This window comes from Bacillus sp. FSL R5-0654 (assembly GCF_038008745.1).
In the GTDB taxonomy this organism is placed as follows: Bacteria; Bacillota; Bacilli; order Bacillales; family Bacillaceae; genus Bacillus; species Bacillus safensis.
In genome coordinates this window covers 421,045-435,838 of sequence record NZ_JBBOZV010000001.1, presented here as the reverse complement: position 1 = coordinate 435,838, position 14,794 = coordinate 421,045, and the positions used below count along the sequence as shown (strand labels likewise).

Here is a 14,794-nt window from a genome sequence, read left to right as displayed (position 1 = left end):
AGCTTATGCTTCTTCAGCCGCTGCTTCTTTTTGGATAAATCGTTTCGTCCGTTCATTCTTTGTTTCATCAAATAACTCAGTTGGCGTCCCCTGCTCGATAATATGACCATCCGCCATGAAAATCACATGGTCTGCCACTTCTCTTGCAAACGCCATTTCATGTGTGACGATGATCATCGTTGTTTCTTGGATCGCAATAGATTTAATGACTTGAAGCACACCTGAGACAAGCTCTGGATCAAGTGCTGACGTTGGTTCATCCAGCAAAATCGCATGTGGATCAACCGCTAACGCGCGGGCAATCCCAATCCGCTGCTGCTGTCCGCCAGATAATGTGACTGGATAGCTGTCAGCCTTTTGCTCTAACCCTACCTGCTTCAGCAGTTTCATACCGATTTCATTCGCCTGCTGCTTCGTCATTTTTTTCGTTACTAGCAATGATTCTGTAATGTTTTGCAGTGCTGTCTTGTTTTTAAACAAATTATAGTTTTGAAACACCATGGCCGTTTGTTGACGCAGGTGATGGGCTTCTTTACGTGAATATTTGGACGCATCGAGCTTCGCATCGCCAATTTCAATCGTGCCTTCATCAGGTGTTTCTAATAAATTTAAACAGCGCAGCAAGGTGGATTTACCGGAGCCAGAAGGTCCGATAATGGCCACAACCTGCCCTTTTTGTACATCAAGATTAATTCCGTCTAAGACGACAAGGTCGCCGAATGATTTCTTCAAATTGGTGAGCTTGATCATGTCCACACCTCCTTAATTCCGGTAAGGTTTGCTGAGTTTTCGTTCAAATAGGTCTTGCAGAAAGCTATAAATGATCGTCAGCACCCAATACACAATTCCTACGGCTAAATAGGTTTCAAAGTATTTATAGTTCGCCGATGCAATCATCTTCCCTTGTGCAAACATTTCTGCCACTCCAATCGTAAAGGCAAGAGATGTTTCTTTTAAAAGACCGATAAAGGTATTCCCCGTCGCTGGGATTGCATTTCTGACGGCCTGCGGGAAAATAATTCTAACGTAAGACTGCCATCTTGTCATACCGACAGATAAGCACGCCTCAAGCTGTCCTTCATCCACTGAGTTCAGAGCCGCTCTGAAAATTTCTGCTAAGTATGCTGAGTTTTTAATACTTAATCCGATAATGACCGCTGTTAAAGCATCCATTGAGGTCATCGCAGGGAATAGCTGCGGGAGACCAAAATAAATGAGAAAGAGCTGAACCAAGGTTGGAACCGCTCTGAAGAAAGAAATATACAGCTTGGCAAATTGGTATAAAACAGGTATCCGGTTTTTCGTAATGAGAGCGAATACCACACCAATGATAATGGCAAATACCATGGAGACAATCGCCATGAAGATCGTTATCGGCAAGTATTGAAGCAATGTCGGAAACACCGTCACCATATACTGCCAATCAATTTTGTTCATATCTGCTCTTCACCGCCGCTGTCGTTATTTTTTAATTGGCACTGTCACATCGTCTTTGAAATATTTCTCAGACAATTTCTTAAGTGTCCCGTCTTCTCTTAATTCTTTGATGGCTTTGTTAAATTCTTCTCTTAGTTTGTCATGCTTTTTATCTTTCGCAAATGGATAGCCTACTTCTTCATACACAATTGGGTTGCCTACGATTTTCAGCGGCAGACCTGTTTTTTCAATTTGAGCAAGTAATACACTGCGTCCGTTGACATAAGCATCTACGCGGCCATTTGCCACTTCATTTAATACGCCGTCTTGCGTTTCATATGTTTTGATCTTAATTTTCTTGTCAGGGTCTTTGCTCTCTAAGTTTTTAGCATGGTTAGAGCCAAGAACCGCCGCCACTGTTTTTCCTTTTAAATCGTCAAGACCTTTGATGTCGTTGTTGTCTTTTTTCACGATGATTTGTGTTCCTGCGTAAGCGTACGTATCTGTAAAGTTAAATGTTTGTTTACGCTCGTCTGTGATGGCAACTTGGTTTGACACTGTATCGAGCTTACCAGATGTCAGCTGTCCCATTAGTCCGCTGAATTCACTCAGCTGCCAGTCTAGTTTGTAGCCAAGCTTTTTCGCAATGGCTTCTGTTACTTCAACATCGAATCCGACAAGCTTGCCATTGTCTTTATAAGCAAACGGATAGCTTTGTCCTGTAGCGCCTACTTTTAACACCTTTTCGTCTTTGCCTTCACTCTGATTGTTGCCGCCGCAAGCTGCTAAAACTGCCAGCATTGCTGCAAATAGAACGACTAGCCACTTTTTGTTTTTCATGTTTGTAAACCCTTCTTCCTCTTATGGTTGTGTGATATCTGATCTTAATTGTTTTTTGAAATAAACCGTGATATGACCTTTGCCTAAATCCTTTTCACCTGCTCTGACATAGCCTTTACGCTCATACATCTCTATGAGCCATGGATGCTTATCAGCTGTACCGAGCGACACGTACGGCACCTTCAGTGTATCCCTTAGCACTTCGGTTTCAACCCATTCCAGCAAGGCTGAGCCTGTGCCTTTTTTGGCGGCTGGTTCTGAGGCAAACCACCAGATATGAGGGACGCCGAATGGTCCTGGCTGCTCTCCCCAAGGCATACGGAGTGATAAGGTGGATAGAAGCTCTCCGTTTTCTTCCATCACATAGCAAAGATTCTTTTGTACATTATTCTGAACGAGAGCGAAATCAGCATGTGCTGCTTGGAACTGGATGCCTAGCTCACGAATTGGCTCGTAGGCTCTTGTTGTCAGTTCAAGCAGCGCCTCTATATCTGCCTCTGTTGCCAGACGAAACGTGTATCCCAACGTTAGTCACCTCACCCTTATGTCGTGTAGCGATTTTTTGGCTCTGTTAATCCAAGATTTTCTCGTAAGGTTTGTCCTGTGTAATCGGTTTTGAATAAGCCTCGTTCCTGAAGGATTGGGACGACGCGGTCTACGAACACATCCAGCCCTTCTGGCAAGAGCGGCGGCATGACATTAAAGCCGTCTGCTGCTTCTTCACGAAGCCATGTTTCCATCACGTCTGCCAGCTGCTGCGGCGTTCCAATGAAAATATTATGACCGCGTGAGCCGGCAACCGATTGATAAAGCTGGCGAATGGTCAGGTTATCCTTTCTCGCCATATTCATCACGAGATCAAAACGGCTTTTCACCGCATTTGACGTGCTCGGATCAATCTCTGGAAGCGGCCCGTCTAAAGGATACTGAGACAGATCAATCCCGCCTAAGTAATTTTGCAGAATGCTCAGTCCAATCTCAGGAACAATCAGCTCCTGTAATTCTTCATATTTCGCTTGGGCTTCTTCCTCTGTATCAGCAATGATCGGGAAGATACCCGGCATGATGCTGACGTCCTCTCTAGCACGGCCAGCAGCCTCTACTTTCCCCTTCAAGCTTTGATAAAATTCCTTCGCTTTATCGAGATCGTTTTGTGCAGTGAAAATGAGTTCTGCTGTTTTTGCTGCAAGCTTTTGGCCATCTTCAGAAGATCCTGCTTGAATGATCACGGGCTGCCCTTGCGGCGTACGTGATACGTTGAGAGGACCTCTTACTGAGAAGAACTCCCCTTTGTGCTGGAGCTCATGAAGCTTACTAGATTCGAAGAATTCTCCCGTTTCCTTGTTTCTGACAAGGGCGTCTTCTTCCCAAGAATCCCAGAGACCTTTGACGACTTCGACGAACTCTTCTGCCCGCTCATATCGTTTATGGTGTGCTAAATGCTCTTCTCCGCTAAAATTTTTCGCTGTTTCTTCAATAGAAGATGTGACCACATTCCATGCCGCTCTTCCGCCTGATAAATGATCAAGGGAGGCAAACTGCCTTGCAATATGGAAAGGCTCACTGTATGTAGTGGAAGCTGTTGCTGCTAAACCAATGGTTGAAGTAGACTCAGCAATGGATGAAAGCAGCGTGAGCGGTTCAAATCTCGTTAATACGTTCGGATGAGAGGTTTGATTAATGGATAAACTGTCGGCTAAAAAGAGCAAATCCAGCTTTCCTTCCTCTGCCTTTTTCGCTAATTGTTTAAAATAATCTAGGTTCATGGCTGCATCTAGTACTGCATTCGGATGTCTCCAAGAGGCAACGTGATGTCCAGTTCCTGCGATGAATACGCCTAGCTTGAGCTTCCTTTTCGGCTGTGACACTTGTTCTTCATCCTTTCTATATCCTAAATGTATCAAACCGAAGTCCTTAGAAGATACATTTTTCTGATTGAATTAATCGGTTTTATTAATAAAAAAAGGGCAAATGTTGCGAAAAATGAAAAATAATTATTACTATATGCCCTTTTTACAGGATTGTCAACCGCCTTCTGAACCTCCAAAATAAGGGATTTCAAACGCTCATGACGGTGTATCAATCTCAATATTTCCGATGAGCCGGTCTGTGGTATGTGTCACCAACTGACTACGCTCCAGCATGTTGTGAGCGATGACAGAATGAGTGGAATTTGCGGTGCGGACGGCAATCGCTTTTTGAGGAGATAGATTGATGATGTTATTGCGCAGCACACGGGCTGAGGCGGCCTGGTCAATAAAGATCGCCGTCGGCTGTCCGATCGATCGATTTAAATAGAAGCGGTTATCTCCAATTTGTGGTGAACCATTTTTAATATACATCACCACATATAAGGATGTTTCTTCAAAGGAATTATCTTTAATTTCCAATGCCCCCGTCGTGCTGCTGTATACAGCGTAGTTTTGATAGTGCTTAAAGCGATTATGCCAGATGAAAGCCCTTGCATTTCCAGTGACACTGATCGTATACGAAGAATCTAGCTCCGGGTGTCCTTCTTGAATAAAGTGGTTGCCGTTGATTCCTGCTTCCCCTTCCTGCACCCAGATTCCTCTGCTGAATTCTTTGAATTGATTGTGCTGGATGAGAATATTCGTTCCTCTCACCACGGCCGCATCGATAACAGAGTAGACCGTATTGTTTGAAAAGACGACACTATCCGATTGATAGATACGCAACGAGGCGCTTCTTTTTCCGGTATTCGTTCCTGATTCAATATGGTTTCCTTCTATTAGAATACGATTCGCCATATAAACGGACACAGCCGCATCTTCAAAAAGACTAATCTTATTGCCTGTAATGTGAACACTGTCTCCCCTCACATCAATTCCTTTTTCAAACCCCTCAATCATATTGCCAATAATCATCACATTGTTTTCCGTTTGGCCAAGTGAGACGCCTAAACTCGTAATCCCTGCTTTTGTCACACCTCCTCCCACTGCACGAATCATATTGTTGGCAATGATCGTTTCGGTGGAGAAGCCATAGGAGATACTGCTATCTGTATGATTGCCTTCAATGATCACACCATAACCGTTAAAGTTATAGATGGAGCTCGCTGCACCTCCTCTGACGATGTTGTTGCGAATCTGAATATTTAGAGGCTCCTCCATATTAACGGCATTTTCTCCATAGCCTTCAATATCAATGCCCATTCTTGGCTCGACCCCATTTACTCCTGCTCTTTCCAAGAGACAGTCCTCCACAATAACCCCATCACAGCCTGTAATCGAAATATTGTTGCGTCTCGAATCTGTGATGGTGCAGCCAGAAATATCAATAGATGCAGCAGGCGAGTATGGTTCACCCTCTGTCAACAAACCGTGAGGACTGACAATGATGCCGTCTCCCGTACAATTTTTTATTTGGACATGATTGACCTCTACATGGGAGGCACCTTCAATACATATCCCAAAGCCCCATTCATGGGTTCTTCGTTCAGCTGGGAGCGGCTTGTATACATGCTCATGTCGATCCCCTTCAATACGCCCGCCTCGAATGGTCACATGCTCTACCTTTCCTATATAAAAAGCTGCATACCCCCATGAATCATTTGGTTTCACCTTTATTACAGCGTCTGACGCCATCTCAATGCATATATGACTTGGCACCCGTATACCTGCACCTCGGAAAGGAAAAAATGGATCACCTCTGTACACCGCATCAATTAAATACGTGCCGCTCGGCAGCCAGATATGGGAATACCCCTGTGCTTTTGTCCACTCTAAACATTCATTGAGCTTAGCTGTGCAATCCGTTTTCCCATCAGCAATTACGCCAAAATCTAGTACATTGACAACTGGTTTTTTCAGATCAGCTTCATTCAATTCCCCCAACCTAATCACTCCTTTTCACACATGTTCTCTCGTCATCCTATGCATGTGGTAAAGGTTTGCTTGTACATTGCTTCAAATTTTAAATAAATTCTTTTGAAATAACTTTTCGATAATTTTCACTTCAATGAATTTTTCATCTTTTTGAGTCTTTACGCCTATTGAACTAACATTTTCCTGTTTTAGAATAGTTTTATATTGACACAAGAACTATACAAGAATATCATTTTTCTCATATCTCTTTTTTTAAGAAAGGATCTATGCCATGTCTACAATTGACCACGATAAAATTGTTAAAAGTGTTCCTCAAAAAGGGTTTTTTGGACATCCTAAAGGACTTTACACACTGTTTTTCACTGAATTTTGGGAGCGTTTCTCCTATTATGGCATGCGTGCACTGCTTATTTATTATATGTACACAGAGGTGACAAAAGGCGGTCTAGGCTTTGACCAGACAACAGCCAATTCGATCATGTCTGTCTATGGTGCACTTGTTTATATGTCAGGCGTTATTGGCGGATGGCTCGCTGACCGGGTATTTGGATCATCCAGTACGGTCTTTTATGGCGGAGTTTTCATTATGCTTGGCCACGTGATTTTGGCTTTGCCAAGCGGAGCAACAGCGCTCTTTATTAGTATGGGACTGATTATTATCGGGACAGGTCTTCTCAAGCCAAACGTTTCAAACATTGTTGGCGACCTGTATACAAAAACAGACCCGCGCAGGGACTCTGGATTTAGTATTTTCTACATGGGGATCAACATGGGTGGCTTTATTTCCCCATTAATTGTCGGAACACTCGGTCAAAAAGTGAATTTCCACCTCGGGTTCTCACTCGCTGCCGTGGGGATGCTTGTTGGACTTATTACATTTGTGGTCACAAAAAAACCGAACCTTGGTCTTGCCGGCACGTATGTGACAAATCCATTATCAGCTGCCGAACGTAAGAACTTTAAAATTTACGGATCATTGGTTGTGATTTTGCTTGCAGTTTTTGCTGTCATTGGCATTCAAACAGGCGCACTCACAATTAATCTATTCACTTGGTTTGTTAGTGCCCTTGGTGTACTCATTCCGATTGTTTATTTCATTGTCATGTATTTCAGTAAAAAGACGAGCGCAGTGGAGCAATCCAGGGTTCTCGCTTATATTCCATTGTTCCTTGCTGCCGTGATGTTCTGGGCGATTCAAGAGCAGGGCTCAAACATTTTAGCGACATATGCAGATCAACGAACAAACTTGAATTTCCTTGGGATGACACTAGCGTCTTCATGGTTCCAATCATTGAACCCAATCTTTATTGTGCTGCTGTCTCCAGTGTTTGCTTGGTTATGGGTCAGACTTGGGAAGAAACAGCCGTCTACCCCGATTAAATTCTCACTCGGTCTTCTGTTTGCAGGGTTATCCTTCATCATCATGATCATTCCTGCATACATGTCCGGTCCGAACACACTTGTGAGCCCGTTATGGCTCGTTCTGAGCTTCTTCCTCGTCGTGATCGGAGAGCTCTGCTTATCACCAGTTGGACTGTCAGCGACAACAAAGCTGGCCCCTGCTGCCTTCTCAGCTCAAACGATGAGCCTTTGGTTCCTTTCAAATGCAATGGCACAGGCGATCAATGCGCAAGTAGTCAAACTGTTTGATAAAGTGCCGGAAACCGTCTATTTCGGTATCATCGGATTCCTTGCCATCGTTTTATGCGTTGTGATGCTATTACTGACACCAGTGATTAAGAAAGCGATGAAAGGCGTTCATTAATAAAAAACTGGACATGAGTACATCATGTCCAGTTTTTCACTTTATTGATGATCATCCTCCATATAGAAATTTTATATCTTACTGCATGATTCATTCGTTTTCATTGGTACTGTCTCATTTATTTCAATATTAAAATAATTCACGGCATTGTGATAACAAATATCTTTGACTATTTTTCCTATAAATTCGTAATCCCTTGGAAGCTCACCATTTTCTATCCAAGTCCCAAATAAATCACATAAGATTCTTCTGAAATATTCATGGCGAGGGAACGATAAAAAGCTTCTTGAGTCTGTTAGCATCCCTACGAAAGTGCTAAGCAAACCTATATTAGATAATGTTTTCATTTGATCTAGCATGCCGTCTTTTTGATCATTAAACCACCACCCAGACCCAAATTGAATTTTTGCTCTGGCATCAGAAGACTGAAAATTCCCTATAGTAGAGGCCACAATCGCATTATGAGCGGGATTTAAATTATAGATGATGGTTTTAGGTAAAAGGTTGTCTTTGTCTAATTCATTCAAAAAACCATTTAAATGTCTTGCTAGGTGGAAATCAGACATAGAGTCGTACCCACTATCTTTCCCCGTTAACTTGAACATTCGTGTGTTATTATTCCTTAAAGCACCTATGTGTAATTGCATGGTCCAATGAAGAGAATGATATTTTTTACTCAGGTGAAGAAGAGTGTTTGTTTTAAATTTATTGATATCCTCTTGGGATAGTGTTTTTCCTTGAAGCGCACGTACAAATATAGAAGACACTTCTTGTTCTGTAGCTGGTGAAAATGGAAATATTCCAAAACCATGATCAGAAATTCTGCATCCATTCGCGTGAAAATAATCAATTCGTGAATGTAATGAAGCGATAAAGTTTTCATATGTTAAAACAGCGCCGTTGATTGAATCACCTAATTTTTCTATATAGTTCACAAAATTGGATTGTTCAATATTTAAAGCATGATCCGGTCTAAATGTAGGTAGGACCCTAGTTTTAATTCCTACATCTTTACGTATGATTTGATGAATTTCTAAAGTATCGATTGGATCATCAGTCGTGCATACAACTTTTACATTAAATTTTTCTAAAATTCCATTTGTGGACATGTTCCTTTCATTTAATCTCTCATTACAGATATCCCAAACTTGATGTGCATTTTTTTCTGAGAACAACTCATTTATATTGAAATAACGACTTAATTCTAAATGTGACCAATGATAAAGAGGGTTTCCTATTGTATATGGAACCGTTTGCGCCCAAGCTAAGAATTTTTCCTTGTCACTTGCATTACCCGTGATCAATCTTTCTTCTACGCCTAACCATCGCATCGCCCTCCATTTATAGTGATCACCATTAAGCCAAATATCAGTCATATTTTCATATTTTTTGTTAGTAGCAATGTCATCAGCCATTAAATGCGTATGAAAATCATAGATTGGCATATTTTTCGCGTAATCATGATAAAGAACTTTTGAACTTTCGTGATGAAGCATCATATCTTCGCTTAGGAATGTAGACAATATCGTCACCTCTATACTTATGTTTAGAAAATCAATGAAATGAAATAAGGTGTTATTAACAAAAATAACACCTCACTTTTTTAGATCTTACTTAATTCAAACTCCGTATTTACGTAGATTGCGTCTCGTTGTGCAATTAAGCATAGTTCTGCAGCTTTAAAAGTATGTTCTTGAGTCATAGCATTTTCAGTATCGTTTAAACAATCTAAAATAAGTTCACCAAAGTAAGGGAATCCTACTTCACCATTTAGAGAAAAATGCTGCTCTGTCTGTTGATTTACTAAGTATAAATGGTCTCCTGTTTTATCCCTTGCGATGTCTACGTATTTGCGAATTTCAATATACCCATCTGTTCCGAGAATGAATGTGCGCCCATCCCCCCAAGTGCTAAGGCCATCAGGAGTCAGCCAGTCTACTCTAAAGTAGTTTGTAGCCCCATTATCAGCAATTAAAGTAGCATCACCAAAGTCTTCTAATTCTGGATATTGGTGATGCTTATAATTGCCCACTTTACTATGTACAACTTTTGCATCTTTTGCGCCAGAATAGTAAAGGAATTGTTCAATTTGGTGACTGCCAATATCACATAGAATACCTCCATAATATTCCTTTTCGAAAAACCAGCTTGGTCTGCTTTCTACATTACTACGATGTGGGCCAGTTCCAAGAACTTGTACCACTTTTCCAATTGCTCCTTGTTCAATCAATTGACCAGCAAATACGGCACTCTCCACGTGCAAACGTTCACTATAATAAACAGCCCATTTAAGTCCCGTTTCAGCTGTTTTTTTACGAGCAAGCTCCAATTGTTCTAGCGTTGTAAAGGGTGATTTATCCGTAAAGTAATGCTTACCATGATCTAAAACACGCAGCCCTAAATCACAGCGTTTAGATGTAATGGCTGCGCCTGCCACGAGCCTGACATCTGGATCTTCGAGAATTTCTTTCTCACTTTTGGCTGCCTGTACCTCCGGATATGCTTTACAAAATTCTTGTACTTTTTTCTGATCATGATCATAAACCCATTTTAATGTAGCCCCAGCCTCAGTTAATCCATTGCACATTGCATAGATGTGTCCATGATCAAGACCTATAGCCGCCATGACGAATTGTCCTTCTGTAACGACAGGGGCACTTTTTCCCTTAGGAGCATAATTCATTCCATCACTTTTCTGCATAATTGTTCCTCCTCTAGCTAGCTTCCAGTTTATTTTTAATAATTTAATAACGTTAGACTCATAGTTTCTCGTAATTTCCTCCAACGGTTATCGTATCGTCTGAAAAATTTTCTACACTGCTTTGTTTTTCATAAAAATACTTAACGTTCGCGAGCATTCCTTCACGTGTATAAAAAGGATCGTCTGCTGAAAGAGGAAGCTTCACATGAACACCTTGGTTTGCAGATTTATAGATGGCTGTAATAAGTTCTAGTGTTTTTCTTCCTTCTGTTCCATCAATTAAAAGCTTCTGGTTACCCTTGATAGACATTAAAAAATTATTTATTTGTCCTTTATGCCCTTCAAATAGTAATTCCGGATATTGATGAAAAGCTTCCTGAATACGATTTTCTAAATCCTCATCATTTTTCTCTTGAGGAAACCCATTTTCTTTAGCTATTTGAGCATTTACTTTCCATGGGACAGATACTCTAGCTTTTTCACCTTGAAAAATCAATTGTTGTTCTTCTCCATGATGAACAACAGAACTAGTTACTTGTGCTAAGCTGCCATTTCCATAGCGAAGTACAGCAATAGAAAGGTCTTCAACCTCCGCATTATCATGCAAGGTATTACTAGTTGCTGCAAAAATGTCAACCGGCAATCCTAACATCCATTGCAGCATATCAATATGGTGGACAGCATGATTAAGTGTACAACCTCCACCTTCTTTTTCCCATGTACCGCGCCACCATAAATCATAATAACTATGACCACGCCACCAAAAAGAATCAACTTGAGTATGAGCGATTTTTCCAATGAGGTTTTGATCAAGGACATGTTTTAATCTCATAATGGGCGTCATAAACCTGTTTTGAGCAACAACGGATAAAAGCTTCTGGCTTTCAATAGATGCTTTTATCATTTCGTCACATTCTTTTAGAGAAGAAGCCATAGGTTTTTCTACTAAAACATGTTTGCCTGCTTTAAGAAAATCGATGGCAATGGTTGCGTGCATATAAGGAGGTGTACAAATGGAAACGGCATCAATCGTAGGATCATTCAATAATTCTTGGTAGTTAGCGACAACTCGTGCTTCCAGGTTATATTTTGTTGCTGCAGACATTGCTTTTTCAGGATAAATATCAGCTAAAGCTACAATTTTACTGATTTCAGGCATTGCAAGATAAGCCTCGATATGGGCAGTTGCAATAGATCCAGTTCCTATAATGGCGATGTTGGACATATCAATCTTTCCCTTCTGCAATAAGATAAATTTTCACTTCTAATAATGAGATAGCGCTTTCAAAAAACTGAATGCTTCACCTAACTGATAGACCAGAGTACCGTTCATTTTATTAATATTCTAGTTATACTAGTATGGTAGATCAAAAACATTATAACTTAATCTTTTTGAATTTTGTATAGTTTTTTGAATTTTCTTTTTAATATCCCACACTTTTATGGTTGATCATGGCTTACATAGTGGAATCATCAAGAGATGCTCACAGTAAAAGTATTCAGAAAAATGAAATTAATATCTACCATTCTAATCTACTTGTATGGTAGTATGTTAGAGAAAGGAGATTAGAATAATGAATATTGATTTTAAAAACCAAAACCTCTCTACGAGGGAACAAGTTTACAATATGCTAAAAGATCAAATATTAAGCCTGAAGCTTCCACCTGGGACAAATATTTCTGAAAAAGAAATATCCGTTCAATTTAATGTTAGTCGAACTCCTGTAAGAGAAAGCTTTTTAAAATTATCTCAAGAAGGATTATTAAGTATCTATCCTCAACGAGGTACTTTTGTTTCTTTAATTGATTTAAACCTTGTGGAGGAAGCACGGTTTATGCGAGAACATCTCGAGAAGGCAGTGATTAAACTAGCCTGTCAGGAATTTTCGGAAGAGCTGATTAATGATTTAGATATGAATTTAAGTATGCAAAAAATTTGCGTTAAGAAAAAAGACTATAAAAAAATGTTTGAATTAGATGAGGAGTTTCATAGAACGATTTTCAAACGGTGTAAAAAAGAAAAAACATGGTTAGTTATTCAACAGATGAATGTACACTTTAATAGGAGTCGCATGTTAAGGCTTGTAACAGATTATAATTGGGATAATATTCTTTCCCAACATGTGGATATATTCAAAGCTATACAAGATCAAGATGCTGATAAAGCTGAAAAAATCATGGAAGAGCATTTGAAAATTGCACTTGTTGATAAAGAATTATTGAAGAAAGAATATCCAAATTATTTCAAATAACATTAGGGGTGATGGTAGATGAGGATGACATTCAGATGGTTTGGAGATGGAAACGACACGATCACACTGGAACAAATAAAGCAGATTCCAGGAGTGGAAGGAATTGTTTGGGCACTGCATGATGTGCCCGTAGGAGAAGAGTGGCCAATAGAAAGAATGTTAGAAATGAAAAAATTAGCTGATAAACATAACCTTCATATTGAAGTAGTTGAAAGCGTGAATGTTCATGAAGACATTAAGCTCGGACTTCCAACTAGAGATCGATACATAGAAAATTATAAGAAAACAATTCAGAAGCTAGCAAAGGTGGGTGTTAAAGTCATATGTTATAACTTTATGCCTGTCTTTGATTGGATCCGTACAGACTTAAATAAAACACTTTCTGATGGATCTACAGCTCTATTTTATGAACATAGTCGAATTAAAGATATTGATCCGAAAGAATTAGTAAATAAAATTAGTGAGAACTCCAGTTTAACCATGCCAGGTTGGGAACCAGAGCGGTTAAATCACCTCCACCAACTTTTTGAAGCCTACAAAAATATAACAGAAGATGATTTATGGGCCAACTTGAAATATTTTTTAGATCAGATTATTCCAATTGCAGAACTTCATGATATTAAGATGGCTATTCATCCTGACGATCCACCTTGGCCTGTCTTTGGTCTACCGCGAATAGTAACTAACCAAAAAAACATCAGAAAAATTTTACAACTAAATAGCAGCCCATATCATTGTATAACGCTCTGTACAGGATCTTTAGGAGCAAACTTAGAGAATGATTTAGTTTCTATGATTCACGAATTTATTGATAGAATACCATTTACTCATATAAGAAATGTACGTGTATATGATAACGGGGACTTTGTTGAAACATCGCATCGATCAAAAGATGGATCAGTAGACGTTTCAGCCATTATACAAGCTTATTATGAAAGCGGATTCAAAGGTTATTGCAGACCCGATCATGGAAGACACATTTGGGATGAACAATGTAGGCCTGGATATGGTCTTTATGATAGAGCACTTGGAATTATGTATTTGTGGGGAGCTTGGGATGCTTTAAAAAATAAACAGTCTGTACGAAAAGAAGCAAAGGAGGAAGCTACATGGTAAACATACAAGAAAATAAACATTTAGCTGGTAAAGTAGCTGTCATCACAGGAGGAAGTGGCGTACTTTGCAGCGCTATGGCAAAGGAACTTGCTAGACATGGCGTGTCTGTGGCTATTTTAAATAGAACAGTCGAAAAGGGCGAAAAGGTAGCCGAAGAAATTAACCTTATGGGCGGGAAAGCGATTGCGATTAAATGTGATGTGATGAATAAAGATAGTATGGAACAAGCCGAGAAGATTGTAACAGAGGAATTAGGCAATTGTACAATATTGATAAATGGAGCTGGTGGTAACCACTCCAGTGCAAATACAACCAACGAAATATTTCAAACAGAAGATCTTACTAATCCTAAGGTAAATACTTTTTTTCATTTAAGTACAGATAGTGTGCAGAATGTATTTGATTTAAATTTTATGGGGACGTTCATTCCTACACAAATTTTCACTAAACATATGGTTCATCAAAAGGGAGCAGTCGTCATCAACATGTCATCTATGAGTGCCCCTTCTCCAATGACCAAAGTGCCTGCTTATAGTGCGGCAAAAGCAGCAATTGAAAATTTCACCAAATGGTTAGCTGTGCATATGGCCGAGGCAGGAATTAGAGTAAATGCTATTGCACCGGGCTTCTTTTTAACCTCACAAAATAAAAACCTTCTCCTAAATGAAGATGGAGATTATACAGAAAGGTCCCATAAGATTATTTCGAACACACCAATGAGAAGGTTTGGTACGCCAGAAGATCTTCTTGGTACCCTATTATGGCTTGTTGATGATCATATGTCAGCATTTGTTACCGGCGTGACAATTCCTGTTGATGGAGGTTTTATGGCGTATTCAGGTGTTTAATATTTTTATTT

13 protein-coding genes are annotated in these 14,794 nt (G+C 40.0%); 4 read left to right on the top strand and 9 right to left on the bottom strand.

Annotated features, from left to right (window positions below; genetic code table 11):
- Window positions 1-3 precede the first annotated feature (3 nt).
- From NSS76_RS02090 to NSS76_RS02065, 6 genes are all read right to left on the bottom strand, one after another.
- A complete protein-coding gene (locus NSS76_RS02090; protein ID WP_039176505.1) occupies window positions 4-750 on the bottom strand; it encodes an amino acid ABC transporter ATP-binding protein in 747 nt (248 codons plus the stop codon).
- Between the two features lie 12 nt (window positions 751-762).
- Entirely contained in the window at window positions 763-1,437 is a 675-nt protein-coding gene (locus tag NSS76_RS02085; protein ID WP_341080415.1) for an amino acid ABC transporter permease, read from the bottom strand.
- A 24-nt stretch (window positions 1,438-1,461) separates the two neighbouring features.
- On the bottom strand, window positions 1,462-2,256 hold the full coding sequence (locus NSS76_RS02080) for an amino acid ABC transporter substrate-binding protein (protein WP_024427304.1): 795 nt from the start codon (window positions 2,254-2,256) through the stop codon (window positions 1,462-1,464).
- A 21-nt stretch (window positions 2,257-2,277) separates the two neighbouring features.
- Entirely contained in the window at window positions 2,278-2,781 is a 504-nt protein-coding gene (locus NSS76_RS02075; protein WP_024425523.1) for a GNAT family N-acetyltransferase, read from the bottom strand.
- A 17-nt stretch (window positions 2,782-2,798) separates the two neighbouring features.
- Entirely contained in the window at window positions 2,799-4,124 is a 1,326-nt protein-coding gene (locus NSS76_RS02070) for an LLM class flavin-dependent oxidoreductase (protein WP_341080412.1), read from the bottom strand.
- A gap of 198 nt (window positions 4,125-4,322) precedes the next feature.
- A complete protein-coding gene (locus NSS76_RS02065) occupies window positions 4,323-6,110 on the bottom strand; it encodes a right-handed parallel beta-helix repeat-containing protein (RefSeq protein WP_341080410.1) in 1,788 nt (595 codons plus the stop codon).
- Between the two features lie 262 nt (window positions 6,111-6,372).
- Here NSS76_RS02065 and NSS76_RS02060 point away from each other — a divergent pair, with 262 nt between their 5' ends.
- Window positions 6,373-7,866, top strand: a complete 1,494-nt coding sequence (locus NSS76_RS02060; protein ID WP_056765124.1) for a peptide MFS transporter — start codon at window positions 6,373-6,375, stop codon at window positions 7,864-7,866.
- A gap of 71 nt (window positions 7,867-7,937) precedes the next feature.
- Here the strand turns inward: NSS76_RS02060 and uxaC are convergent, their stop codons facing one another.
- The 3 genes from uxaC to NSS76_RS02045 form a co-directional block, all read right to left on the bottom strand.
- Window positions 7,938-9,389, bottom strand: a complete 1,452-nt coding sequence (gene uxaC / locus NSS76_RS02055; protein ID WP_341080405.1) for a glucuronate isomerase — start codon at window positions 9,387-9,389, stop codon at window positions 7,938-7,940.
- 80 nt (window positions 9,390-9,469) lie between these two features.
- Window positions 9,470-10,567, bottom strand: coding sequence for a Gfo/Idh/MocA family protein (locus tag NSS76_RS02050; RefSeq protein ID WP_122631482.1), 1,098 nt, complete (start codon window positions 10,565-10,567; stop codon window positions 9,470-9,472).
- A gap of 58 nt (window positions 10,568-10,625) precedes the next feature.
- The gene (locus NSS76_RS02045) at window positions 10,626-11,792 is read right to left on the bottom strand and encodes a Gfo/Idh/MocA family protein (protein WP_122631483.1); all 1,167 of its coding nucleotides are present in this window, start codon (window positions 11,790-11,792) and stop codon (window positions 10,626-10,628) included.
- 349 nt (window positions 11,793-12,141) lie between these two features.
- On the opposite strand from NSS76_RS02045, the gene NSS76_RS02040 reads away from it, so the two are divergent.
- The 3 genes from NSS76_RS02040 to NSS76_RS02030 are packed head-to-tail and all read left to right on the top strand — an operon-like array spanning window position 12,142 to window position 14,783.
- The gene (locus tag NSS76_RS02040) at window positions 12,142-12,819 is read left to right on the top strand and encodes a GntR family transcriptional regulator (protein ID WP_024425516.1); all 678 of its coding nucleotides are present in this window, start codon (window positions 12,142-12,144) and stop codon (window positions 12,817-12,819) included.
- A gap of 18 nt (window positions 12,820-12,837) precedes the next feature.
- Window positions 12,838-13,935 (top strand): mannonate dehydratase, encoded by a 1,098-nt coding sequence (gene uxuA / locus NSS76_RS02035; protein ID WP_073203775.1) that lies wholly within the window; start codon window positions 12,838-12,840, stop codon window positions 13,933-13,935.
- Window positions 13,929-14,783: an SDR family oxidoreductase gene (locus tag NSS76_RS02030; protein WP_073203772.1), complete on the top strand. Its 855-nt coding sequence runs from the start codon at window positions 13,929-13,931 to the stop codon at window positions 14,781-14,783. Before uxuA ends, NSS76_RS02030 begins: the two co-directional genes overlap by 7 nt.
- Window positions 14,784-14,794 lie beyond the last annotated feature (11 nt).

Coding starts and splice junctions, on each gene's coding strand:
- NSS76_RS02090 (WP_039176505.1), bottom strand. CDS start 750: ATGATCAAGCTCACCAATTTGAAGAAATCATTCGGCGACCTTGTCGTC.
- NSS76_RS02085 (WP_341080415.1), bottom strand. CDS start 1,437: ATGAACAAAATTGATTGGCAGTATATGGTGACGGTGTTTCCGACATTG.
- NSS76_RS02080 (WP_024427304.1), bottom strand. CDS start 2,256: ATGAAAAACAAAAAGTGGCTAGTCGTTCTATTTGCAGCAATGCTGGCA.
- NSS76_RS02060 (WP_056765124.1), top strand. CDS start 6,373: ATGTCTACAATTGACCACGATAAAATTGTTAAAAGTGTTCCTCAAAAA.
- NSS76_RS02050 (WP_122631482.1), bottom strand. CDS start 10,567: ATGCAGAAAAGTGATGGAATGAATTATGCTCCTAAGGGAAAAAGTGCC.
- NSS76_RS02045 (WP_122631483.1), bottom strand. CDS start 11,792: ATGTCCAACATCGCCATTATAGGAACTGGATCTATTGCAACTGCCCAT.
- NSS76_RS02040 (WP_024425516.1), top strand. CDS start 12,142: ATGAATATTGATTTTAAAAACCAAAACCTCTCTACGAGGGAACAAGTT.
- uxuA (WP_073203775.1), top strand. CDS start 12,838: ATGAGGATGACATTCAGATGGTTTGGAGATGGAAACGACACGATCACA.
- NSS76_RS02030 (WP_073203772.1), top strand. CDS start 13,929: ATGGTAAACATACAAGAAAATAAACATTTAGCTGGTAAAGTAGCTGTC.